The organism is Mycobacterium mantenii (genome assembly GCF_010731775.1).
In the GTDB taxonomy this organism is placed as follows: domain Bacteria; phylum Actinomycetota; class Actinomycetes; order Mycobacteriales; family Mycobacteriaceae; genus Mycobacterium; species Mycobacterium mantenii.
This window is the reverse complement of the sequence record NZ_AP022590.1, coordinates 5,460,131-5,481,467: the sequence shown is the minus strand read 5'-3', so window position 1 is coordinate 5,481,467 and position 21,337 is coordinate 5,460,131. Positions and strand designations below refer to the sequence as shown.

Here is a 21,337-nt window from a genome sequence, read left to right as displayed (position 1 = left end):
TCTAGCGCGAGTTCGGGGGCCGATCCGGGGTCGACGATCGCAGTATGGCCTGCACGGTCCGCCGGCAGCGACCGCAATCGGCGCCCGCTCCGCAGGCCTGGGCGACTTCCTTCGTCGTCGACGCACCGCACGAAACCGCCTCGGTCACGGCGTGACTGGTGACTCCGTTACACAGGCACACGTACAACGGCGAATCCTCAGTCCGCCTCGATGCGCATCATGTCGAAGAATCGGCCGACGAACACGGGCGGGTAGGCGCCGATGCCCGCCCCAGACATCCACTGCGCCGCGGCGTCGGGGTGGTCGATCCAGCGCCGCGCGCTTTCCTCGTCGGGCAACTCCTGCAGGATCAGCACTTCGTGGTCGTCGTCGAAAGCCTGGAATACCCACGTCTTTCGGATGCCGGCCGTGGTGAATCTGTCGATCGCCGTGCTGACTTCGGAGGTCAGCAGGGAGACGTCGTTGACGGACGCGATGGTGGCCACCACGACGCCGGGTACCGCCGGGTCTTGCTGCGGCTGCGCGATGAACCTGTCGACGATCTCGCCGGCGAAGACCGCGGGGATATCCTCGACGCCGGCCTCGTCGAACCAATCGAAGAAGACCCGGGAGCGCAGCAGCTCCACGATGGGCTCACGGCTGTGGACGCCGATCATCACCAGCACTCGGCCGTGGTCGTGGGTCGAGGTGTAGACCAGCACGTGGTGCGCGCCGATATCGGCCAGGGCGGCTTTATTGCGTTCCAGCAGCGGCCACACCCGGGTCGGGTCCGGCACACGGTAGTCGGACGCGATCACCATCGAATGGATGTCGCCGTTGTTCATCGAAGTTGGTCCTTCATCACTTTCCCGGTCGCGTTGAGTGGGAGTGAATCAAGGAACTGTACCGTGCGCGGCACCTTGAATCCGGCCATGCGGTCTCGACACCAGTCGATCAGTTCGTCGGTGCCGACGTCACCTTTGCGGACCACAAACGCTTTGCCCACTTGGCCCATCCGTTCATCGGGGACGCCGATGACGGCAGCCTGGGCGACGGCCGGGTGGTTGATCAGGAAGCCTTCGATCTCGGCCGGATAGGCGTTGAATCCGCCGACGATGAACATGTCCTTTTTCCGGCCGACGATGCGCAACCGCCCGGTCTCGGTGAAGTCCCCCAGATCTCCGGTGTGCAGCCAGCCTCCCCCGTCGATCGCTTGGGCGGTGGCCTCCGGTTCGTCGAGATACTCCTTCATGACTCCGTAGCCGCGGACCAGCACCTCGCCGTCGTCGGCGATGCGCACCTCGACCCCGTCGCACGGCACGCCCGCGGTGGTGGCGACGTCCTCCGGGGAGTCGCCGCGCAGGGACAGGGTGACGTTGCCGGCCTCGGTCAGCCCGTAACCCGTCATCAACGTCTGGAACGGCAGTTCGTCACGGATGCGGCGCACCAGTTCGACGGGAATGTCGGCGGCTCCGGTCACTCCCGCACGCAAGGACGACAGCTTGGACTTGTCCTTGACCATCAGCAGCGAGTGATACAGCGTCGGCGGACCGGGAAGCATCGTAATGCGTTCGCGTTCAATGAGATCCACCACGGCGTCGACGTCGAACACCGCGACGGGCAGCATCGTCGCCCCGCGCAGGAAAGAGGTGACCAGGCCCGCCTTGAGCCCGAACGTGTGGAAGTACGGGTTGATCTGCAAGTAACGGTCGCCCTCGCGCAGGTCGGCGAGCGTCGCCCACTCCTCGTACATGCGCAGCGTTTGGCCGTGGCTGAGCATCGCGCCCTTGGGACGCCCGGTCGTGCCCGAGGTGAAGATGATGTCCGAGGTGTCGGTGCCGCTCACCGTCCGCTCGAATGGTGAACCGCTGGATAGGAAGTCGGACTTCAGATCGATGACCGGCACCCCGGCGGGCGCGGTGTAGTCCTGGTCCAGGAACCCCTTCTGCACCAGGACAGCCTTGACGCCACTGCGGGCGATGATGTCGCCCGCTTCTTCGGTCTTGAACCGCGTATTGACCGGGACGAGCACGCCGCCCGCGGTGAGCAAGCCGAATGCCGCGATGATCCACTCGGCCGAATTGGGCGCCCAGATGGCGACGCGGTCACCCTTCTCGATGCCGAGGTCGGCGAAAGCGCCCGCGGCGCGACGGATTCGCTCGACGATCTCCGTGAAAGTTAGGCGCAGCGGACCGTCAACGACTGCTTCCGCGTCGCCGAAACGGTCCGCCGCGCTCAAGACCATCTCGGGGATGGTCTGCCAGGTTGGGCTAGATCCGATTGGCCGGCTCCTCCTCATCGCGCTTCGCGCTCCGCATAGTCGCCGCCCGGCGTCACACCGAGACGAGTCGACCGAGGTTGCCGCCCATGATCTTCGCCTGGTCCTCAGTGGACAGGTGCGACAGCGCCTCGATGTAATAGGTCGGCTCCGCCAGCCCCTCCGGGTGCGGCCAGTCCGAGCCGTAGAGCACCTGATCCACACCGACCAGGTTGACCAGATCGTCGATGCCGTCCTCGAAGAACGGGCTGACGTGAATCCGGCTCTTGACCATCTCGACCGGGTCGCTCGGGAACGCCTCCGGGGCCTTGCGGAAGACCTCCGCCAGACCGTCCAGCAGCGGGGTCATCCACTTCGAACCGGCCTCGACGATCGCGACCTTCAGCTTCGGGTGGCGGTACAGCGCGCCGTGAATCACCCACGACCCCACCGAGTCCTGGATCGGCCGCCACTCGTTGAGGATGCCCATCGCGTTGGTCTGGAATGGCAGCATCTCCTGGTCGGCGCCGTCCCACTCCGAGGTGTACCGGGAGTAGCCGCTGTCGCTGGAGTGCATGCCGACAAGCACGTCGTGCTCGACGACCCGCTCCCAGAACGGGTCGAACTCGGGCACCGCGAACGACCGCGGACCGCGGTAGCCGGGGACCGGCGCCGGGCGAATCAGGATGGCGCGGGCGCCACGCTTGACCGCCCACTCCAGCTCCTCGATCGCCTTCTCGACGATCGGCAAGGTGATGACTGGTGTGGTGAAGATGCGGTTCTGGTAGTTGAAACCCCAGACCTCGTCCAGCCACTCGTTCAGCGCGTGGACCAGGACGTGGATGGCGAGCGGGTCGTCACGCAGACGCTCCTCCAGGAGGCTGGCCAAGGTCGGGAACATCAGCGTCTTGTCCAGGCCCAGCTCGTTCATCGTCTCCAAGCGTGGGCCGGGCTCGAAGAACGCCGGGATGGCGCGCATCGGCTCACCGAACAGCTCGCGCTTGCTCTTGCCGTCCGGGTTGCCGTACTTGAAGTACTCCTCCCATGCGCCCGGCCGGGCGACGACCTCAAAGGTCGGGTTGGGAATGTAGTTGCTGATCTGGCCGCGGATGGCGATCTTGGTACGACCGTTGATCTGCACGTACTGGACGTAGTCCTTGTACTCCTTGGGCAGGAACTTGGTCAGCGCCTCCGGCGGCTCGTACAGGTGGTTATCCGCGTCAAAGATCGGGAACGGGACGTCCACCTTGTGGGACAACTGGCCCATGAGATCCTCCTTTGCAATTTGTGAGAATACTATTCTCTACAGGCGCCTAATCGCAACGTGCCCCGCCGATCCGGAATTCGACGAGATCAGCACTTCACGACGATCTTGAACGTGGCGGTCGCCGGTTCGCCTGATTTGTTCGTCTTCTGGCCGTCGGCGGTGCCGGAGACCGTGAATTTGTCACCTGCAATGCTCATGTCCGCACTGCCGGTACCACCCCGCGAGTACATCCCGCTGAACCCACCCAGGTTCTGGATGTGTACGGACTCGGCGATCGCCGGTTGCGCACTCTCGTTGATGACCACCTTGGCTCCGGAGAAATCGCTGCCGATGTCGATCATCCGGGTCCACTCCACCTGACCGCACTTCACGATGTGGAAATTCCGGTCGATACCGTTCACGGTGACCGATGCCGTGCTGGCGAGTTGGGTCGGTGGGCGCGACGTGCACGCCCCGACCACGGCCACGGTCAGGACCGCAACGGCGACCACGCTTCGGTTCCGCATCGAGTCACCTCCATCCTCGCTGACGAAAGTTCTTGGGCCTGCAGCGATGATGTTATTCTCGCGAAAAGAGAATGCCAATATCGGGTTCCTGCGAGGAGCGATAACACATGGTGGACCTGGAGATCGACGACGGGCTGGCGGTGGTCACCATCGACCGCCCGCACGCGCGCAACGCCATCGGTCTGGACACCATGGACCAGCTGGAGAAGGCGCTCGATGCGGCGGCGGGCGCGCGGGCGCTGGTAATCAAGGGCGCCGGGGACAAAGCCTTCGTCTCCGGGGGCGACCTCAAGGAATTGAGCGCGCTGCGGACCGAGGAGGACGCTGCGGCCATGGCCCGGCGGATGCGGTCCATCTGCGATCAGCTGGCAGACTTCCCCGCCCCGGTCATCGCCGCGCTCAACGGCCACGCGTTCGGCGGCGGCGCCGAAGTCGCTGTCGCCGCCGACATCAGGGTGGCCGCCGACGACATCAAGATCGCCTTCAACCAGGTGCAGCTGGAGATCATGCCGGCCTGGGGCGGCGCCGAGCGACTGGCCGCGCTAATCGGCAAGAGCCGGGCGCTGCTGTTGGCCGGGTCGGGAAAGGCGCTCACCGCGGCCGCCGCCGAACGCATCGGCTTGGTGGACCAGGTCGTGCCCCGCGACGTCTTCGACTCGCCCGACCAGGGATGGCGATCCGTCGCACGGTCGCTGGCGCGCCGGCCCGCGGCCGAGGTAAAGCGCGTAATCCGCGGAGTTTCCCCTGAGGAGGCGATAGCATCCTTCGCACGACTATGGGTAGCTGACCCGCACTGGCAGGCCGCAGAACGGGTCATGAACCGCAACGCCAAACCGCGCGCGGCAGCCGGAGGAGCGTCATGACGAGCATCAGGACCTTGCTGAACGTCGGCTCCATCGTGTCGTTGGCTTCTCTATTGGCGGCAGCCGGCGTGGTGTCGGGAAGCGGACGCGCACACGCCGATGACCCGGTCATGCATCACGTCAAGTACACCGTCAGCGCGCAGAATCCGATCTATACAGACATTTATTACCTGGACCACCAGCCGGACAAATTCTCCGATTACAGCCACAACCCCTACTCGTTCACACCGCACGTCGACGTCGACATCGCCCCGGGCAAGCCGTGGAGCTTCGATCTGGATATGTCGAACCCCGACGTATACGCGATGGTCGTGGCGAGCACGGGCACAGAGCCCGGCACGCCGGGACTTCACTGCGATCTGGCGGTGGACGGATCCGTCGTCGTATCCAAGGACGGCCCCAAAGGCGTGCTCTGCTCGCTGCGGAACTGGTGAACCAGCCAGGTCTCCGGTACACCCTCGATCGGCTGCGGTTCGCCTTCCAGGCGCCGCAAGTAGTTCTCGACCAACTCCAGCGTCTCGGCATGGCCGGCGGACATGCCGATCGCCTGCTCGAGCACCAGAAAGCGCGACAGGCTGCTCATCAGCACCGTCCACACCACCGGAGAAATGTCGATGTCCTGGCCCTCGTCTTGGATCCTGGAGCCGTAGCGTTCCAGCGCCGTCGCCACCGCTTGGCGCTGTTCTTCGCGAAAACGTTCTGCGTAATACGCGATTTCGGCCCGCATGTCTTTGCGGTGATTGGCCAGTGCCATGAATTCCATGGAAATCCGGGTGAAGGCGGGATCGGTGCCGAATCTCCACAGCGCCCACAGCGGCTGTGGCAACTTCAGCATTTGCGCGTGGGCTTCGAGCGCTTCTTCCGCCCGGCGACGGAAGACTTCCAGGAACAGCTCTTCCATGGTGCGGAAGTAGTAATGCACCAGCTGAGGCTTCAGCCCGGCCTTGTTCGCGAGGCGGCGCGACGTGACCGCGGCATAGCCCTCCTCGAGCATCAGCTGCTCGGCGGCATCGAGCAGCAGAACGCGATTTTTCGCGTCCGGTGCCCCGATTCTGCGGGCCGATGTCATGTCGTTGCTCCGTACTGTGTGCCATCCCGTGCCGACCACACGGATCGTATCGTGGCGCGGCGCCCTCGACCTTGACCCTGACATTACCGCCATGCTAAGCAGATGCTCAGCAGATTTTCGATCTCGTAATCGGGCGGCGGTATCGCGGTGCCGCCGAACAACACCGGTAAACCCAGCCCAGGGAGACGCATTCCGATGAGCACGTACGACTCGATCGACTTCTTCACCGATCCGTCACTGGTCCCAGATCCGCACCCGTACTTCGACTACCTGCGCAGTCAAAACCCGGTATTGCGTCTTCCGCACTACGGCGTCGTCGCGGTCACCGGCTACGACGAAGCCTGCGAGATCTACAAGGACCCGGACACGTTCTCCAACATCGTCGCGCTCGGCGGCCCCTTCCCGCCGCTCCCGTTCACGCCCGAAGGCGACGACATCACCCCCCAGATCGACCAGCATCGCAGCTCCTTCCCCATGTTCGAGCACATGGTCACCATGGATCCGCCGGACCACACCAAGGCCCGGTCGGTGCTCGCCAAGCTGCTGACCCCGAGCCGGCTGAAGCAGAACGAGGAGTTCATGTGGCGCCTCGCCGACCGTCAGCTCGACGAGTTCCTGCACAACGGCGAGTGTGAGTTCATCGCCGAATACTCAAAGCCCTTCGCCACCTTGGTGATCGCCGACCTGCTCGGCGTCCCGGAATCCGACCACAAGGAGTTTCGTAAAGTCTTGGGCGCCGACCGACCCGAAGCGCGGGTGGGTGCCCTCGACCACGAGTCCGTCGGCATCAATCCGCTGGAGTGGCTCGACGACAAGTTCTGCAACTACATCGAGGACCGGCGGCGTGAACCACGCGGCGACGACGTACTGACTCACCTGGCGGAAGCGAAGTATCCGGACGGATCGACGCCCCCGGTGATCGAGGTGGTCCGCTCGGCCACGTTCCTCTTCGCCGCCGGACAGGAGACCACGGCCAAGTTGCTCAGCGCCGCCCTGCAAGTGCTTGGTGACCGGCCCGACATCCAGCAACAGTTGCGTGAGGACCGCAGTCTGATTCCCGGGTTCATCGAGGAATCGCTGCGCATGGACAGCCCCGTCAAGAGCGACTCGCGGCTGGCCCGCAAGGCAACCACCATCGGCGGTGTCGACATCCCCGCGGGCACCGTGGTGATGATCCTGCCGGGTGCAGCCAACCGCGACCCCCGCCGGTTCGAGAACCCGCACGAGTTCGACCTGCGCCGCAAGAACGTTCGCGAACACATGGCGTTCGCCCGCGGCGTGCACTCCTGCCCCGGCGGCCCGCTCGCCCGCGTCGAGGGCCGTGTCTCGATCGAGCGGATCCTGGACCGGATGCCGCACATCGAGATCAACGAGGCCCATCACGGGCCTGCCGCGGAGCGTCGCTACACCTACGAGCCGACCTACATCCTGCGCGGCCTGAGCGAACTGCACCTGTCGTTCGCCACGGCGGACGCGATCGCGCCGGTGGCATAGGGCTTTTCGCTCGCGAGCGCTACCTGACCTGCATGCCGGCGAAGTAGCAGCCGAGCAAGACGATGCCGATCAGCACCACCCACGCGTCGGTGAGCCGGCACAGCAGGACCGGTGCGTCTCGCACCTCCATGAACTCGCGAAAGATGATGCGCACCTTGACCAGTGCGATGACGATGACGCTCGACGTCACCACGGCGCTGGATTTCAGCGCACCGTCGACGGAGCGGTCTATCCACAGATAGCCCAGTGTCAGCGCGGCCAGGATCACCCAGACAACCAGCAGCCTCTTATTGAATTTCACTGCTCACCTCACCACGTAGAGCAGCGCAAAGATGAGCACCCAAAGGAAATCGACGGTGTGCCAATACGTTGCGCCGGTTTCGACGAGTTCCTGGGAGCGCCGCATCGGACTGCGAAGTTGATAGACGATGACGCCCAGGACGACGAAGCCGATCAGCAGGTGCACGAAGTGGATCCCGGTGAGAAAAAAGTAGTACATGAAGAAGTCGTTGCTGGCCACGCCGTTTCCCGTGTGAACCAACCGAGCCCACTCAAACACCTTGAGGAAAAGGAACACAACGGCGAGCGCTGCCGTGATGAGGACATCCCTGAGAGCCGCCCGATAGGCGCCGGCGCGTGCCGACTGAACACACCGCGCCACCGACCACGAGCTGAGCAATAGGAACAACGTATTGAAGACTCCGACGCGCAGGTCGAGGTGCGCCTGCGACTGCAGGAAGAGCTCGGGATTGCGGCCCCGCGAGAACAAGTAGAAGCCGAAATACGCTGTGAAGAGCAGGGTCTCGAATAACACGAAGGCCCACATGTCGGGTTGGCCCGGCACGGCCCTGACGCCTCCGCGCTTGTCGGCCAGGTCGGTCACTGCGCAACCGCCTTCCTGCGCGGCGGGACCGGCAGCTCGCCGGTGCCGAAGTCTTCGCGGCGGATCATCTGAAACAGCATGACGATGAACGTGACTTGGTAGATGCCGAACACCACCATGTCCAGCCACCAGGCGATCTCGCCATCCCACGCGAACACGCCGCGCCGGAAGATCCAACAGGGCGCCACGACGACCTCGGTCAGCGCGTTGCACAGGTTGAGATAGCCGAACCACTTGGGGAACACGCGATTCTTGTCGAGCAGGATCGCCACCATCCAGATCAGCGAGCCGATCAGGAACACTCCCATGGTCCCGTCAAAGGACAGGAAGGCGAAGTCGTAGAGCCAACCGATCAGTCGGGGGTCGCGGTCCGGCCGCAGCGTGCCGACGATCAGCGCGATGTTGAGCAGCAGCATGCCGGGAACCGCGCTGAGCGAGTAGATGAGCAGATACGAGTAGGCGAACGCGCGGCTGACGGACATGCGCCGCATGGAATACGCGATCAGGGCGTTGTTGGTGGCGATCAAGCCGCTGATGGCGAAGATGATGCCGAAACCAACCGGGATCCCCAGGTGGCGTTCGGAGAACCAGCGCACCTGCGTGGCGAGGTCCCAGGTGGGCTCCGGCGGGGGCTGGACTTGCGCCACGATGAAGAACATCGGGAAGAACAGGTTGTAGAAGAACAGCAGTGCCGCCCAAGCCAGCCAAAGCTCGCGCTTGGGGCCGTGCCATAGGTGCCACCCGATCCGGCGATACAACGGCCCAGACGGGGGCGCGGTCGGTGGGGTGATCACCGCGCTCATGCGGTGATCACTTCGTCTGCACGCCTTGGGTTTTCGGCCCGCTCCCGGTAGATAGACTGCCCCAGCACGACGCCCATCACGACGATCCAGACCGCGATGGCAACGTTCTTCACCCAGAACGACAGGAAGCCGTCCCACGCCAGCGGGCCGGTCAACGAGACTCCGACAAAAGCCGCGGGCACCAGAGCGGCCGCCACCACGAGGTTGAAATGGGCCACCCAACGGCTGAATACCGGGCGCGGCTGATCGTCGAAATAGATTGCCACGGCCAGGATTACGCTTTGCCCGATCAGAAACGGCACCAGGATGGTGAAGGTCATCCAACCGAGATCGTTGAGCAGTTGAGTCAGCTCGGGGCTTCGCTCCGGGCGAAAGGCGGCCAGCAGCCAGCAGACGTTGGCGACGAGAAACAGCGTCGGGCCGCCGGCCGCGCACCCCAGCATCGCGTAGGAGAAGATCGGTGTCCGGTGCGCCATGCGGCGGATCTGCAGCACGATCAGGGCCAGGATCGGCACGAGGCACACCCCGAACCAGTTGAACAGGATCATGCTGGAACGGATCTGAGGAATGTGCGACGGATCGCGGTAGAAGGCGGCCACCTGCTCCGCGGGCATGGTGGGCGACATCGGCGGGTTGAATCCCGGGAACAGGAAGAAGGACGCGATCCACAAGATCAGCGCCGCCGGCAACGTCCAAAGCAGGATCAGCTCGCCGTCGGTCCGCCGCGGCGCGGTTCGCGCGGATTGGCGACCGTCTGCATCGTTCCCACCGATGTCGGACATCGGTACTCCTTCCCCGCACGAAATCGCTGCCAGAACTCGGCTAGTGAGCGAAGCTAGCCGATCGGCTAGCTTACGGTCAAGAGCGTCGTCTAGTCTCGGTGCGTGGGAACAGCACGGCAGCCGGTCACCGGTGAGCAATTCTGGCTGATCGAGCACAGCGCTGCGCGGACCCGGGTACTCGATGCCGCGTTGGACCTGTTCGCCACACACGGTGTCAGCGGTACGTCGCTGCAGATGATCGCCGACGCCGTCGGAATCACGAAAGCTGCCGTCTACCACCAATTTCGGACCAAGGAGCAGATCGTCATCGCCGTGACCGAGCGCGAACTCGGCCGGCTCGAGCCGGCGCTCGAGGCGGCCGAAGCGTACGACGACGGGCCTCAAGCACGAGATGCGTTGTTGGTGGGCGTGGTTGAGATGGCCGTGCGTGACCGCCGGTTGGTACGCACGTTGCAATTCGATCCCGTTGTAGTCCGGCTGCTGGCCGAGCACAAGCCATTTCAGGTTTTCATGGACCGCTTGTATCAGGTCCTGCTGAGCGATGCTGGTCTAGACGGGCGGATCGAAGCCGCCATGTTCTCCGGCGCGCTCAGCACCGCGGTCATGCATCCGCTGGTTGCCGACATCGATGACGACACGTTGCTCGAACGGGTTACCGATTTGAGCCGCCGCCTGCTCGGCCTGCCCCGCAAGCCCTGAAGTGACTGCTACGTGTCGGCGCGGACCCAGCTCGATATGCCGTCGTGAGCGATACAGATCAGGAACAGACCGTCAGGCGCCTGCGCGACGTAGTTCAGATAGTTCTGGCAGTCGGCGTTTTCGTCCTTGACCCCCGCCATCGGAGGTGAGCGGAACCATCGGGGCTGGTATCGCCTCGGCGAGCCGCAGAACATCAGCCGTCCGGGCTCAGAGGCGAAGGAAACGTATCCGTCGGCGACACCGAAGGCGTAGTAGGTGGTGTTGTCACACGGTGCACCTAAGACCTGATGGGGCATGATGCCCGGGGTGCAGGTGGGGTAGTCGCAGACGGTCGGCCCGGCCGTGGCTGGCGGCGCCGCCACCGCACCAGCGCCGAGCAACGCGGCAACCAGAGCCACGATTGATCGCACCCGATTACTCTGCCACACCTGAAAGGAAAATTCTCCTGGTTGGAGAACATCACCTGGACCGACCGGCGGTAGGAGCCGGGCCATCCCGAAAACCACTCCACCGCATCCCCGGCGAGCGAGTATTTCCGCATGTAAGGGGCACAAAGGCGGCCATCCGGTGACGGCGTTGAGCCCAGGCCGGAGTGATAAGCTGCTTCTCCGTGCACGATCCGGAGAGGCCCAACGCCGACGATCGTGGTGACCCGAGGGATGTGAGAAATCCCGACGAACCACGGTCAAGCCCAGGGGCCGGCAGCGGCGATGTAGCGGCCGCGTCAGAAGGGGACCCGGAAGACGAAGTTGCCAAGGCCGAAGCGCGCGCCGAGGCGGCTCGGGCACGCCTGGAAAGCCTGCGCGGGGCAGCCGAAACCGGGGACGCGGAGGACGCCCACGATGTCGAGCAGCGACCCGCGGCGTCGACCCGGAGACGGCTACGGTTGCCGCGGCGTCCCAGGCGGCCACGGTGGCTCCGGCGCCCAAGGCGGAAGACGGTAGCCGCCGGCATCGGCATCGTGCTCTTCTCCACTTCTCTCGCCGCGAGCGGCTACATGCTGTGGCAGCACCACACCGCGGTGCATAATCGCCAACTCGCCGCGGAGTTCAGTGCGGCCGCCCGGCAAGGGATCACGGCTTTCATGTCGATTGACCCCGATCATGCCAAGGAGAGTGTCCAGCGCACCATCGATGCCTCCACGGGCGACCAGAAAGACCAGCTATCCGTGCTGTCGACCCTGATGGTCCAGAAGGCCGAGGAGACCAAGGTCGGCACCAAGGTCACCATCGAAGCCGTCGCCGTCGAGTCGTTCAGTGACAATTCGGGAGTCGTGCTTGTGGCGGCGAAAACCGATCCAATTGGGCCGGATAACGCCAAACCGCCACCGGCCTTGTTTCGGCTGAGCGTCAATCTGGACCGCGACGACGGCAAGCTCAAGATGTCGAAAGTTGACTTCCTGCGATGACTCTCGAACCCGACTCGTCGCCGGACGGCACCGAAAAGGCGATTGACGGCGCCCACCCTTCACCCGCCGACGACGACGGTCTGGCGCCCGCCGGCGCGGGACCGGCACGCTTGCGCCGGCTGGCAGCGATTCGGCGCGGGGCCCGCCGGTATTCGGCTAGGTGGCGTTCGATCCTCGCGACAACGCTGGTTATTGCCGCAGTGGGAGTCGCTGCCGGCGTGTACGTCATCCTGTACCGGCCGGATCAGCAGGTCGGCGACGCGGCGGCGCACCGGGCGATCCAGGCGGCGTCAGATGGAGCCGTGGCGGTGTTGTCGTATTCCTACGACCATTTGAACCGCGATTTCAGCAACGCGAAATCACATCTCACCGGCGACCTGCTGGCCTATTACAGCAAATTCAGCGACGATGTCGTCGCGCCGACGGCGCAGAAGGGTCAACTGACGGCGTCCGCCAAGGTGATTCGGGCCGCAGTCTCGGAATTGCATCCCGATTCGGCCGCCGTGCTGGTTTTCGTCGACCAGACCACGAAAAGCGCGCAAAAGAAGGATCCCGAGAACACCCAGAGCAGCGTCCTGGTCACGCTGTCAAAAGTCAACGGCTCCTGGCTGATCGCGAAATTCGACCCGGCCGGATGAGCGCGGCAGATCTTGTGCTAACCATTAACCGGCGGCCCGAAGCGGTGTAACGTCATCGCTCGAGAGCGCCGCAACCGACGGCGAAAAGGTGCCGTAGGCACTCTCGGATTACGCGGTTCGAGGAGCACCTGATGCGTTCAGTCAAGACACTCACCACCGCAACGCTGGTGGCTGCCATTGCATTCGGCGGTTTGAGCACTGCATCAACGGCCCGGGCGATAACCAAGGAAGACGTGGCGATCAACGGGACTTTCCGCGCCACATCCATTGGGGATTGGGCCCAGAGAAATGACCAGTACTTCGGCGAACCGACGGTCTACCAAACGTGGACGATCAGTTCGACGTGCGAGTCAACCATGGAATGCCACGGCACGGTGACGAGCGACCAGGGCTGGAGCGCTCCCCTCTATATGAAAGATGGGGAGATGTGGAAGGTGAGGCGCGAAGTGCCGGACTGGGAGCGGTGCGAGGACGGTACCGCGTTCCCCGGGGTACAGACCTTCTTTTTCTACCCGGTGAACGACAATGGTGGATTCCAAATCGGGTCGCGAGTCCTCTCGGGCAAGGACAAGACGGTCGGCCCAAGCGGTGCCTGCGGGCAAAACAATTGGCTTGATATCGCGATGCCGTTACGCCTCGACCAGCTCTCCTGACGGGGCGGTCGTAGCTTCATTCCCCCGCCCCTCGGGTTGCTTCGCCGCAGGGTGAATTCAGGTGGGAAGCATGTCCTTCCACGTCTTGGGCGCTTTCGGAGCAACGAGGTCCGACTGCTGGTACAGCTTTCCGTCCGGACCGACATAGCGACCGGTGCGCGAATCGTACTTTGCCACCACGACCGAGGGCGCGGGCTTAGATGCGTTGGCCCCGAACGAGCTTGGAGCGGCCTGGGGTCCTCCACCGCCGGCCGTGTCGGCCGGTGCGGGATTGGCCGGTGCGGGGTTGGCCGGTGCGGGGATGGCAGGTGCGGAATCGCCCGGCGCGGGGTCGGGAGAAAAAACCGGTGCCGGCGGCGCGGCGGGCCGCGGAAGTTCCCCCGCCACGGGGACGTCGAGCGGCGCGATGGGCGGCAGGTCCGCCGACATTCTGGACATGGGTAGCGACGGGCCCGACGACGGCGATGGCGGAACGGCGGCTCCCACCGTGCCCGGCGGCGGATTTTCTCCCCGCGGCCCCGCCGGGGTGCCGCGCGGAACCGCCCCCGGCGGCAGCGGCGTGCCCTCGACCGGGCCGAAAATCCTGTCATTGGTGGTGATCCGGTCATCGGGCGGGACACCCTGGGCTAACAGATTGGGATCCAGCGGATAGGGACCGAGGGTGTGCTGGCGCATCGCCAGCGGCATGTACGGCTTGTCGCTGTTGCAGATTTCGACAGTCGGCGCGCGCTTACCCGGGTGACCCATGCAGGGATAGTTGCGGGCACCGCGAACCGCGATCGGTGAGTCCTGCGGGAGTTTGCAATACAACCCGTCCGGTGTGTCGATGTCGGTGAGGTCGTCCGGGGATCGCCAGGTATTGGGTGGCATGAAGCCGACCGTGCAGATAGGCGGATCGTCGACCGTGGCTGCGAAGTCGCCGTAAGCCCTTCCGTCGGGATGGTTTTCACCCTGCGCGGCCTGTTCGATCGCGACCCCCGACGGCAGCAACACCAGTAGCTGCTCGATCGAGGGGTGGTAGGTGATGCCGATCTGCCCGATGGTGGTCAGGTTGGCAAGCAACACCGGCAGCGTCGGTTTGATTTGTTCGAGAAGCCGGGATGCTTCGTTCGCCGTATCGGGACCGGTCTGCAGGATCGTGCGGAAGTGAGAATCGTTGTTCACCAACGTATCCGAGATGCCCGCGAAGCTGCGCGCCCACGTCCTGATCGAATCGGTGGTGCGCGCCTGGGTGTCCAGCAGCGGCCCGGTGTCTTCGGTGAGGGCTTTGGTGCGATCGACGACGCCGTTGGCGTCGCGGGACAACGTCTTCGAGGAGTCGATCAGTGACCCCAGGTCGTAACCGGTGCCGTTGAAGCCCTGGAAGGACTCATCCAGCAATTGGCCGAGTTTGGTCTTCGGGATGCTTTGGACCAAGGCATTGACCTGCTCGAGCATCGGGGCGACCGGCTGCGGAATTGTCGTGTCGCGCACGGCGATTACCGAGCCGTCGTGCAGGTAGGGTGGCGAATCGGTTTTGGGCTGCAGGTCTACGTACTGTTCACCCACCGCGGAGACACTGAGTACCGCGGCTGTCAGGTCCGCGGGGACTTTAGGTGAAGTGCTCAACGAGAGCGTGGCTTTCGCGCCGGTCGGCGTCAAACCCACGGCGGTGACCTTGCCGAGCTGAACCCCACGATAGGTCACGTTGGAAAATCGATACAGGCCGCCGGTGGCCGGCAGCTCCAGGGTCACCGTCATCCGGCCGATGCCCAACAGCGTCGGCGCTTGGATGTAGAACAGGATCATTGAGATCACGCCGATGGTTCCGGCGATCGTGAAGATCGCCAGCTGAATACGAACGAAGCGCGTCAGCATCTATCCACCGGCTCCCGTTCCAGGCGCCTCCGCGGGCGCGGGCATTTGACCAAGACCCGCGTCGGGCAGCGGAGCCGCAGCCGGCGGGGGGCCGGGCAGCGGAGCCGCACCAGGCGGTGGCCCGGGCAGCGGAGCCGCAGCCGGCGGCGGTCCGGGCAGCGGTCCATAGTTCCCCGGTCCCGGTGCCGGTACCGCACCCGGCGGTGGTGGGGGCAGCGGCAACGCGTTGGGATCGATCCACGGCGGCCTCAGCGGGTTGTGCAGAGGATCGAGTGTGTAATTCAAGCGATAGGGGTCCCCGGGCACCGGTGGCACGGGCATACCCGCCTGCCCCCAGTGGGTTCCCAGGAACAAGCCCTTCTTGAGCCGGGGAATCGTTAGGTCGAAATCGAAATGCAGGTTGAAGAAGTCGCCTCGGACCGCTCGGTCGACGAAGTTCTGGGTGAACGGGAACACGAACGACGCCGCGACCGCCGCGCCGAAGTCCGGTCCGACGTCGGCGAGCGCCTTGATGGTCGGCTCCAGGTTTTTGAGGTTCTTGACCAGGTCGGCCTGGGAGTCGTTGACCAGCCGGGTGGCGGTGTTGCTGAACACGCGAAGGTGGTCCAGGGCTGCCGTCAGACGAGGCCGCTCCTTGATCAACACCTCGAGCGCCGGCGGTATCTTGTGCAGCGCATCGGTGAGGACGTCGCGTTGGTCGGCGAAAGTGGCCGACAGACGATTCAGCGCCTGGATGGAGGCGACGATGTCGTCCCGCTGGTCGTCCAGTGTTCCGACGAACGTGTCCAGACGGGTGATCAGATCGCGCACGGCGCCCTCGTGCCCGGACAGGGCGGCCGAGAAATTGTGGATGACCTCCCCGATCTGTCCCAGTCCACCGCCGTTGACGACCGCGCCCAGCGACGACAGTGTCTGCTCGGTCGACGGGTAGGCCGATGACCGGCTGAGCGGGATGGTGGCGCCCGGCTGCAGCCGTCCGCTTCCCTCCTGGCCCAGCGGCGTATTGAGCTCCACATGCATCGAGCCCAGCAGGCTGGTCTGACCGACGGTGGCTACCACGTTGGCCGGAACGACCACATCGCGCTTGACCGAGATCTCGACGTCGGCGTGCCAGCCTTGCACCCGCATCGCACCCACACTGCCGACGACGACATCGTCGATCATCACCGGCGAATTCGACTCCATCGTGCCGACATTCGGGAGTTCGACATGGTAGATTTTGGCCCCCGGCCCGCGTCCGACCGCACCGGGCAGCGGTAGTGAATTCAGGCCGTGGAACGCGCATCCCGTCGACGTCAACACCACGCAACAGCCGAGGGCGAACACCCGGCGAGCGACCACCCGGGCGATCATTGTTGTGGCCCGTCTGCCGGCAACAGCATGCCCGAGGTGCTGGGCGCCGGTGGTGGTGGCACCGGTGTCGACGGTGGCGGCGGCAGCGGCATCGCCGCGCCCGGTATCCGCTCCGGCGGCACCGCCCCCGGGGGCCCCACCGGATCACCCGGCAGACCGGTGAAGGCCGAGACTGCGGGCGGGATCTCTGGTGCCGCGGGTTTCGGGCCCTCGCCGCCCGGCGCCAGGCGCGGCTCGGTGTAGAGAACCCTGGACGGGTCAATCGACTTCGCTATGAACGGGTTGATCGGGATTGGCGAGTTGTTCCAGCTGGTCTGCCGCAATCCGGGACCGAGGAACAGGGAGCAGAGCTTGCCCGATTCGACCGCGGTGATGTTCTCGATGGCGCCGATTTGCGTGCAGCCCGGAGTGGACAGCAGAACCTGGCCGCCCCAGGTGGGGTTCGCCATATTCATCAGCCCGAATCCTCCCACGATGGTTCCGGTGTCGGCGTTGTAGTCGTTGAAGAAGTTGCCGAACGCGTTCGGCGCCGCGTGCAGGATGTTTTCCAGGGCCATGTGGTGATCGACCAGGTTCTGCGTGACATCGGCCAACCGGGCGATCTGCTCGCTGGTCTGATTGCGAGTCCCCGCGATGAATCGCTGCACCTCACCGACCGCGGTCGACAGATCGGTCAGCGCCGCGTCCAGGTCGGATTTGCTGTCGTTTACCACGCTGGTGAGCGTGGCCAGGCGACCGTTGAACTGTTCGATCTGCACGTTGCTGTCGCGCAGTGCGGCGACGAAGGTCTGCAGGTTTTTGATGATGTCGACGATGTTGCCGCTGCCGTTGGCGAGGATCCGTCCCACGCCCGACAATTGACCGAGTGTTTGCCGCAGCTTGTCGCCGTTGCCGTCGAGCGCGTTGGCGGCGCTGTCGATGAACCGGCCCACCGACGTGCCCGATACCCCGCTCTTGGGTCCCAAATCCGTTGCCAGCCGCATCAACTGGGTTTTGACCTCGTCCCACTCGACCGGCACTGCGGTCCGTTCGACCGGGATAACCGCACCGTCGTGCATGACCGGCCCGGTGTCGCGGTAGGCCGGCGTCAGTTGGACGTAGCGGGAAGCCACCAGGTTCGGGGCGACGATAACCGCCTTGGCGTCCGCCGGGATGGGCACGTCGTGGTCGACGGTGAGAACCATCTTGGCCTGGGTGCCTTGCGGCTGAATGGATTTGATGTTGCCGACTTTGACACCCGAAACCCGCACCTCGTCATGGGGATAGATCGCGGTGGCGGTGGTGAAGTAGGCGGTGATCGTTCGTGGGCCGAAGAACGTGTTACGAACGACCACGGCGGCGCCGGCAACGATCAGCCCGACCAGGACAACCGCCGTCACGGCCGCCAGTCGCTTGCGCGGGATCCGGGAGGTCATTGCGATCCTCCGATCCGTCCGCCCAACGTGCAGCCAGGGCACAGTGGAATGGAGTTGTACGGCCAGGGGGTCAGTGCCCGAGGCACCGGTGATGGGAAGCCGGGACCCTTGGAAGTATCGAAGGTGCGGAATCCCCAGAGGTAGTCGACCAGCTCCTGGAAGAGTTGCGGGATAAGGAAGTTCGGGGCGAACGCCTGGTAGGCGTACATACCGGAGATGGCCTCACCGACAGTGATCTGGAATTTGGCGAGACCCGGCAGCGCTTTGCCGATGTTGTCGCGGTTCTTCTCCAGCACCCCGGTCACCCTGTTCAGCCGCTCCAGCGTCGGGGCCAACGTGCTTTCGTTCTCGTGCACCAACGCCGTCAGCTGCTTGGCTACCACGGACGTGTTGGCCAGCAGGTCCACGATCTCTTGCCGGCGTGCGACCAGCACCTGCAGCAGGGAATCGGAGTTGAGGATGAGCTTGTTGACCTGCATGCTGCGTTCGGAAAGTATGCCGGTGACGTCGCCGGCACTCTTGAAGAGTTCGCCCAGGTTCTTGTTGCGGCTGTTGAGGGTTCGTGACAGCCGGGTGAGCGCGTCGAAGGCCGGCCCCATTTGGGGAGCGATCTGGTCGAGCGTCGCCGCCAGCGTGTCCAGCGATTGATTAAGCGCCGTGGTGTTGGTGCCGGCCGTGTCCGAAGTCAGGTCGCTGACCGCTTCGGTCAACGAATACGGCGAGGACGTGCGCGAGACGGGGATGAGAGCCATCGGGTGCATCGTGCCGGTGCCGGCGGACTCCACCGTCAGCATCCGCTCGCCCAGCAGCGTGCCCGTGCGGATGTGCGCGGAAGTCTCCGAGCCGAGCAGGATGTTGCCCTTCATCGCAAAGGTCACCAGGGCATCGCCGTGGCGCAGCTTCACATCCGACACCGTGCCGACCTTCATCCCCGACACGATTACGGGGTTGCCCGTCGCAAGGCCGCCGGCTTCCGTGAACAGCGCCTGATACCTGACCATCGTCGCCCATTGGATGAAGCGGTCGGGCGACAGGCCGACCAGGATGACCATCACCGCCAGGATGACGCCGATGAGGCCGGGCTTGACGAGCTGAGCTCCGCGATACTTGAGCATCAGGGTTCTGTGCACCTTCCTGCATCTGACCTGAAGATATTGGCGCGCACGGTCTTGCCGTTGAGATCCGTGCCGCGGAGCCCGAACTGGCAGATGTAGTACGGGATGGTGGCGCCGTTCACGCCGAGCCGCACCAGCTTGCGGTAGTTCTGTGGCGCCTTCTGGAGTGCGGCGTCGAGGCGGTCCTTGTCGCCGTCGAGTATCGGCGCCAGCCGATTCAACTGAGCTATGGTGCCGGACAGCGGCGGGCGGGCCTCGGCAAGCAGATCCGCCAGCGAGGCGGTTCCCTTGTCCAGTGCATCAATGGCCGATCCGATGGTGTCGCGGTCATTCGACAGCCCGCTGACAAGCTGCTCGAGGCGGTCGATCGCGCCGGAGAACTGTTTGCCGTCATTGGAAACCGTGCCGATCACGATGTTGAGGTTGTCGATCAGTTGCTGCACGGTTTGATCGTTGTCGGCCAAGGCGTTCGAGAACGATGTCGTCTTGGCGAACAGCGAGTCGAGAGTCCCGCCCTGGCCCTGGAAGACCTGCAGCAAACCCGATGTCAGGGCGTTGACGTCGCGCGCATTCAGGCCCTGGGTGACGGGTTTGAGTCCGCCGAGCAAGAGATCGAGGTCAAGCGCCGGCGCCGTGCGGTTGACGGGAATCTGCCCGCCGGCCGGCAGATGCTTGGGCGAGCCCGGACCATCGACGAGCTCGAGGTAGCGATCGCCCACCAGGTTGAGGTAGCGGACCGCCGCCCTGGTGCCCTCGGTGAGAACGACGCTGCGGTCGGCGTCGAACTTCACCACAACTTTTTTGTCCGGCTGCAACGAAACGCTGTTGACCGTGCCCACCCGGATCCCGGCGACCCGCACCGACTGGCCCGTCTTCAGACGCGACACGTCGGTGAACACCGCCGAATACTCGGTCGTCGCACCCGTCCGGTACTGGCCGAAGATGAAGAACAAGAAGGCGGTCAGCATCGCCATCACGACCGCGAAGATGCCGAACTTGATCAGCGTGGCGCGCGTTCTCATCCGGGTTGTCCGATCTGAGCGGAGTTGCGTGGCGGGCCGGCGATCGGTCCGTACAACAACTGTTTGAGGAGATCGGAGTTGATCAGCAGCTGTGGGTTTCCGTAGTTCACCGGGTTCGCGCCGGTATCGGTAATCAATTGCGGCGGGGCCGTATTGAACGGCAGATGCGGCAGACCCACGCACTGCGGGCCGCCGGTCGCCGCAACCTTGGGCAGGTTTGTCGGGTACCGATAGCGTTCGGCGCCCCAGGTGAGACTCGCCGAGATGTTGATGCTCGGTTCCGACAACGGCGCCCCGTGCGCTATCTGTATGAGCCCGCCAAAAGCACAGGTAAGCGCTGGGTTGTACTCGTTGGTCAGATCGGTGGTCGGCACCAGCAGATGCAACACATCCGTCAGCGGTTGGCGGTTCGTCGACAAGACGTCGTTACCGATGTCGGCCAAGCCGATCGCGCTGATCAGCAACGCATCCAGGTTGTGCTGCTCATCCACGAGGGTCTTGCTGATCCGGGTGGCGTTGGCCGCGGTCTTCACCAGGTCCGGTGCCGCGTCGGCATAGGCGTTGGACACCGCCGGCAGAACCGCGAGGTCATGACGGAACGCGGGAAGGCTCGGCTCCAGCCTGGCCAGGAACGAGTCCAGGTCGCTCAGGGACTGGCCGAGCTGTGGGCCCCGCCCACTGAACGCCTGTGCCAGCGCACCCAGCGACTCGTTGAGCTTCGGCGGATCGATATGGCTCAGGACCGACACCAATTGCTGGAATACCGTGTTGATTTCGACCATGACGTGCTGGCCCTGCAGCGTCTGGCCGCTGTGTAGCCGCTGCGCCGAGGGCTGGTCGGGTTCTACCAGTTCGACGGATTTTGCGCCGAACACCGTCGATGACGCGATATTCACGAGCACGTTGCCGGGGATGAAGTGCAACTGCGAGGGGTCCATCGCCAAGTGGATGGCCGCTTGGCCGTTGGGCAGGGATTGGATGGAGGCGACCTTGCCGACCTGCACGCCGCGCATCTTGACCTTGGCGTCCGGGTTCATCACCAGGCCGGCTCGTTGCGAGATCACGGTCACCGGCACGGTTTCGGTGAAGGAGCCCTGGAACAGGCCCACCGCCACGGCGAAAATCAGGCCGATGATAACGACGGTGGTCAGGCCGAGCAGGGGTGGCACATAATTACGTCCGGCCGGCGGTCGCGCATGGCCGGTGCGCGCGGGTCGACCGGCGACCGCGCCGCGACCCGCTGGCACACTCTGCGTCATTGCCGTTCCACCTCC

Annotated in this window: 24 protein-coding genes; 7 read left to right on the top strand and 17 right to left on the bottom strand. The window is 64.5% G+C overall.

Features of this window, described 5'->3' with window-relative positions; all coding sequences use genetic code 11:
- Position 1: 1 nt before the first annotated feature.
- The 5 genes from G6N50_RS25350 to G6N50_RS25330 form a co-directional block, all read right to left on the bottom strand.
- Positions 2-187, bottom strand: coding sequence for a (2Fe-2S)-binding protein (locus G6N50_RS25350; RefSeq protein WP_083093615.1), 186 nt, complete (start codon positions 185-187; stop codon positions 2-4).
- A 10-nt stretch (positions 188-197) separates the two neighbouring features.
- On the bottom strand, positions 198-824 hold the full coding sequence (locus tag G6N50_RS25345) for a fatty-acid--CoA ligase (protein ID WP_083093618.1): 627 nt from the start codon (positions 822-824) through the stop codon (positions 198-200).
- On the bottom strand, positions 821-2,224 hold the full coding sequence (locus G6N50_RS25340) for a FadD3 family acyl-CoA ligase (RefSeq protein WP_232068830.1): 1,404 nt from the start codon (positions 2,222-2,224) through the stop codon (positions 821-823). Before G6N50_RS25340 ends, G6N50_RS25345 begins: the two co-directional genes overlap by 4 nt.
- Before the next feature lie 88 nt (positions 2,225-2,312).
- Positions 2,313-3,503: an amidohydrolase family protein gene (locus G6N50_RS25335; RefSeq protein ID WP_083093623.1), complete on the bottom strand. Its 1,191-nt coding sequence runs from the start codon at positions 3,501-3,503 to the stop codon at positions 2,313-2,315.
- An 86-nt stretch (positions 3,504-3,589) separates the two neighbouring features.
- Positions 3,590-4,009, bottom strand: a complete 420-nt coding sequence (locus G6N50_RS25330) for a lipoprotein LpqH (RefSeq protein ID WP_083093625.1) — start codon at positions 4,007-4,009, stop codon at positions 3,590-3,592.
- Between the two features lie 107 nt (positions 4,010-4,116).
- Between G6N50_RS25330 and G6N50_RS25325 the strand changes: the two genes are divergently transcribed.
- Positions 4,117-4,872: an enoyl-CoA hydratase/isomerase family protein gene (locus tag G6N50_RS25325; protein WP_083093627.1), complete on the top strand. Its 756-nt coding sequence runs from the start codon at positions 4,117-4,119 to the stop codon at positions 4,870-4,872.
- 68 nt (positions 4,873-4,940) lie between these two features.
- Positions 4,941-5,306 carry a hypothetical protein gene (locus G6N50_RS25320; protein ID WP_083093972.1) on the top strand — a complete coding sequence of 122 codons (366 nt, stop codon included), beginning with the start codon at positions 4,941-4,943 and terminating at the stop codon, positions 5,304-5,306.
- Here G6N50_RS25320 and G6N50_RS25315 read toward each other — a convergent pair.
- Positions 5,222-5,941 (bottom strand): TetR/AcrR family transcriptional regulator, encoded by a 720-nt coding sequence (locus G6N50_RS25315; protein WP_083093629.1) that lies wholly within the window; start codon positions 5,939-5,941, stop codon positions 5,222-5,224. The two genes, G6N50_RS25320 and G6N50_RS25315, sit on opposite strands and share 85 nt — an antisense overlap.
- A gap of 195 nt (positions 5,942-6,136) precedes the next feature.
- On the opposite strand from G6N50_RS25315, the gene G6N50_RS25310 reads away from it, so the two are divergent.
- The gene (locus G6N50_RS25310) at positions 6,137-7,435 is read left to right on the top strand and encodes a cytochrome P450 (RefSeq protein WP_083093632.1); all 1,299 of its coding nucleotides are present in this window, start codon (positions 6,137-6,139) and stop codon (positions 7,433-7,435) included.
- A gap of 19 nt (positions 7,436-7,454) precedes the next feature.
- Here G6N50_RS25310 and G6N50_RS25305 read toward each other — a convergent pair whose 3' ends face one another.
- From G6N50_RS25305 to G6N50_RS25290, 4 genes are read right to left on the bottom strand one after another with little or no spacing between them, the layout of a single operon-like run.
- Positions 7,455-7,736: a cytochrome C oxidase subunit IV family protein gene (locus G6N50_RS25305; protein ID WP_083093634.1), complete on the bottom strand. Its 282-nt coding sequence runs from the start codon at positions 7,734-7,736 to the stop codon at positions 7,455-7,457.
- A 3-nt stretch (positions 7,737-7,739) separates the two neighbouring features.
- Positions 7,740-8,318: a cytochrome c oxidase subunit 3 family protein gene (locus G6N50_RS25300; protein WP_083093637.1), complete on the bottom strand. Its 579-nt coding sequence runs from the start codon at positions 8,316-8,318 to the stop codon at positions 7,740-7,742.
- A complete protein-coding gene (locus tag G6N50_RS25295) occupies positions 8,315-9,121 on the bottom strand; it encodes a hypothetical protein (RefSeq protein WP_083093639.1) in 807 nt (268 codons plus the stop codon). Before G6N50_RS25295 ends, G6N50_RS25300 begins: the two co-directional genes overlap by 4 nt.
- Entirely contained in the window at positions 9,118-9,903 is a 786-nt protein-coding gene (locus G6N50_RS25290; RefSeq protein WP_083093641.1) for a hypothetical protein, read from the bottom strand. The genes G6N50_RS25295 and G6N50_RS25290 overlap by 4 nt, the downstream gene beginning before the upstream one ends.
- 102 nt (positions 9,904-10,005) lie before the next feature.
- Here G6N50_RS25290 and G6N50_RS25285 point away from each other — a divergent pair, with 102 nt between their 5' ends.
- Positions 10,006-10,602, top strand: a complete 597-nt coding sequence (locus tag G6N50_RS25285; protein WP_083093643.1) for a TetR/AcrR family transcriptional regulator — start codon at positions 10,006-10,008, stop codon at positions 10,600-10,602.
- Positions 10,603-10,610: 8 nt separating this feature from the next.
- Here the strand turns inward: G6N50_RS25285 and G6N50_RS25280 are convergent, their stop codons facing one another.
- Entirely contained in the window at positions 10,611-11,000 is a 390-nt protein-coding gene (locus tag G6N50_RS25280) for a hypothetical protein (protein ID WP_083093645.1), read from the bottom strand.
- Positions 11,001-11,212: 212 nt separating this feature from the next.
- Here G6N50_RS25280 and G6N50_RS25275 point away from each other — a divergent pair, with 212 nt between their 5' ends.
- The 3 genes from G6N50_RS25275 (at position 11,213) to G6N50_RS25265 (ending at position 13,301) form a co-directional block, all read left to right on the top strand.
- Positions 11,213-12,010 (top strand): hypothetical protein, encoded by a 798-nt coding sequence (locus G6N50_RS25275; protein ID WP_083093647.1) that lies wholly within the window; start codon positions 11,213-11,215, stop codon positions 12,008-12,010.
- Positions 12,007-12,648, top strand: coding sequence for a hypothetical protein (locus G6N50_RS25270; protein WP_083093649.1), 642 nt, complete (start codon positions 12,007-12,009; stop codon positions 12,646-12,648). Before G6N50_RS25275 ends, G6N50_RS25270 begins: the two co-directional genes overlap by 4 nt.
- Positions 12,649-12,779: 131 nt before the next feature.
- Entirely contained in the window at positions 12,780-13,301 is a 522-nt protein-coding gene (locus G6N50_RS25265) for an Rv2253/PknI dimerization domain-containing protein (protein WP_083093651.1), read from the top strand.
- Positions 13,302-13,358: 57 nt separating this feature from the next.
- On the opposite strand, the gene G6N50_RS25260 is transcribed toward G6N50_RS25265, so the two are convergent.
- From G6N50_RS25260 to G6N50_RS25235, 6 genes are read right to left on the bottom strand one after another with little or no spacing between them, the layout of a single operon-like run.
- Positions 13,359-15,158, bottom strand: coding sequence for an MCE family protein (locus G6N50_RS25260; RefSeq protein ID WP_083093653.1), 1,800 nt, complete (start codon positions 15,156-15,158; stop codon positions 13,359-13,361).
- Positions 15,159-16,511, bottom strand: coding sequence for an MCE family protein (locus G6N50_RS25255; protein ID WP_083093656.1), 1,353 nt, complete (start codon positions 16,509-16,511; stop codon positions 15,159-15,161).
- Positions 16,508-17,926, bottom strand: coding sequence for an MCE family protein (locus G6N50_RS25250; protein WP_083093658.1), 1,419 nt, complete (start codon positions 17,924-17,926; stop codon positions 16,508-16,510). Before G6N50_RS25250 ends, G6N50_RS25255 begins: the two co-directional genes overlap by 4 nt.
- Complete coding sequence (locus G6N50_RS25245) at positions 17,923-19,041, bottom strand: MCE family protein (protein WP_083093659.1); 1,119 nt, start codon at positions 19,039-19,041, stop codon at positions 17,923-17,925. Before G6N50_RS25245 ends, G6N50_RS25250 begins: the two co-directional genes overlap by 4 nt.
- Positions 19,041-20,063 (bottom strand): MCE family protein, encoded by a 1,023-nt coding sequence (locus G6N50_RS25240; RefSeq protein WP_083093661.1) that lies wholly within the window; start codon positions 20,061-20,063, stop codon positions 19,041-19,043. The genes G6N50_RS25245 and G6N50_RS25240 overlap by 1 nt, the downstream gene beginning before the upstream one ends.
- Entirely contained in the window at positions 20,060-21,322 is a 1,263-nt protein-coding gene (locus tag G6N50_RS25235; RefSeq protein WP_083093663.1) for an MCE family protein, read from the bottom strand. The genes G6N50_RS25240 and G6N50_RS25235 overlap by 4 nt, the downstream gene beginning before the upstream one ends.
- Between the last annotated feature and the right edge of the window lie 15 nt (positions 21,323-21,337).

Excerpts from the sequence above, each read along its gene's own strand:
- G6N50_RS25345 (WP_083093618.1), bottom strand. The coding sequence starts at position 824 with ATGAACAACGGCGACATCCATTCGATGGTGATCGCGTCCGACTACCGT.
- G6N50_RS25340 (WP_232068830.1), bottom strand. The coding sequence starts at position 2,224 with ATGGTCTTGAGCGCGGCGGACCGTTTCGGCGACGCGGAAGCAGTCGTT.
- G6N50_RS25335 (WP_083093623.1), bottom strand. The coding sequence starts at position 3,503 with ATGGGCCAGTTGTCCCACAAGGTGGACGTCCCGTTCCCGATCTTTGAC.
- G6N50_RS25330 (WP_083093625.1), bottom strand. The coding sequence starts at position 4,009 with ATGCGGAACCGAAGCGTGGTCGCCGTTGCGGTCCTGACCGTGGCCGTG.
- G6N50_RS25325 (WP_083093627.1), top strand. The coding sequence starts at position 4,117 with ATGGTGGACCTGGAGATCGACGACGGGCTGGCGGTGGTCACCATCGAC.
- G6N50_RS25315 (WP_083093629.1), bottom strand. The coding sequence starts at position 5,941 with ATGACATCGGCCCGCAGAATCGGGGCACCGGACGCGAAAAATCGCGTT.
- G6N50_RS25310 (WP_083093632.1), top strand. The coding sequence starts at position 6,137 with ATGAGCACGTACGACTCGATCGACTTCTTCACCGATCCGTCACTGGTC.
- G6N50_RS25295 (WP_083093639.1), bottom strand. The coding sequence starts at position 9,121 with ATGAGCGCGGTGATCACCCCACCGACCGCGCCCCCGTCTGGGCCGTTG.
- G6N50_RS25290 (WP_083093641.1), bottom strand. The coding sequence starts at position 9,903 with ATGTCCGACATCGGTGGGAACGATGCAGACGGTCGCCAATCCGCGCGA.
- G6N50_RS25270 (WP_083093649.1), top strand. The coding sequence starts at position 12,007 with ATGACTCTCGAACCCGACTCGTCGCCGGACGGCACCGAAAAGGCGATT.
- G6N50_RS25265 (WP_083093651.1), top strand. The coding sequence starts at position 12,780 with ATGCGTTCAGTCAAGACACTCACCACCGCAACGCTGGTGGCTGCCATT.
- G6N50_RS25260 (WP_083093653.1), bottom strand. The coding sequence starts at position 15,158 with ATGCTGACGCGCTTCGTTCGTATTCAGCTGGCGATCTTCACGATCGCC.
- G6N50_RS25255 (WP_083093656.1), bottom strand. The coding sequence starts at position 16,511 with ATGATCGCCCGGGTGGTCGCTCGCCGGGTGTTCGCCCTCGGCTGTTGC.
- G6N50_RS25250 (WP_083093658.1), bottom strand. The coding sequence starts at position 17,926 with ATGACCTCCCGGATCCCGCGCAAGCGACTGGCGGCCGTGACGGCGGTT.
- G6N50_RS25245 (WP_083093659.1), bottom strand. The coding sequence starts at position 19,041 with ATGCTCAAGTATCGCGGAGCTCAGCTCGTCAAGCCCGGCCTCATCGGC.
- G6N50_RS25240 (WP_083093661.1), bottom strand. The coding sequence starts at position 20,063 with ATGAGAACGCGCGCCACGCTGATCAAGTTCGGCATCTTCGCGGTCGTG.
- G6N50_RS25235 (WP_083093663.1), bottom strand. The coding sequence starts at position 21,322 with ATGACGCAGAGTGTGCCAGCGGGTCGCGGCGCGGTCGCCGGTCGACCC.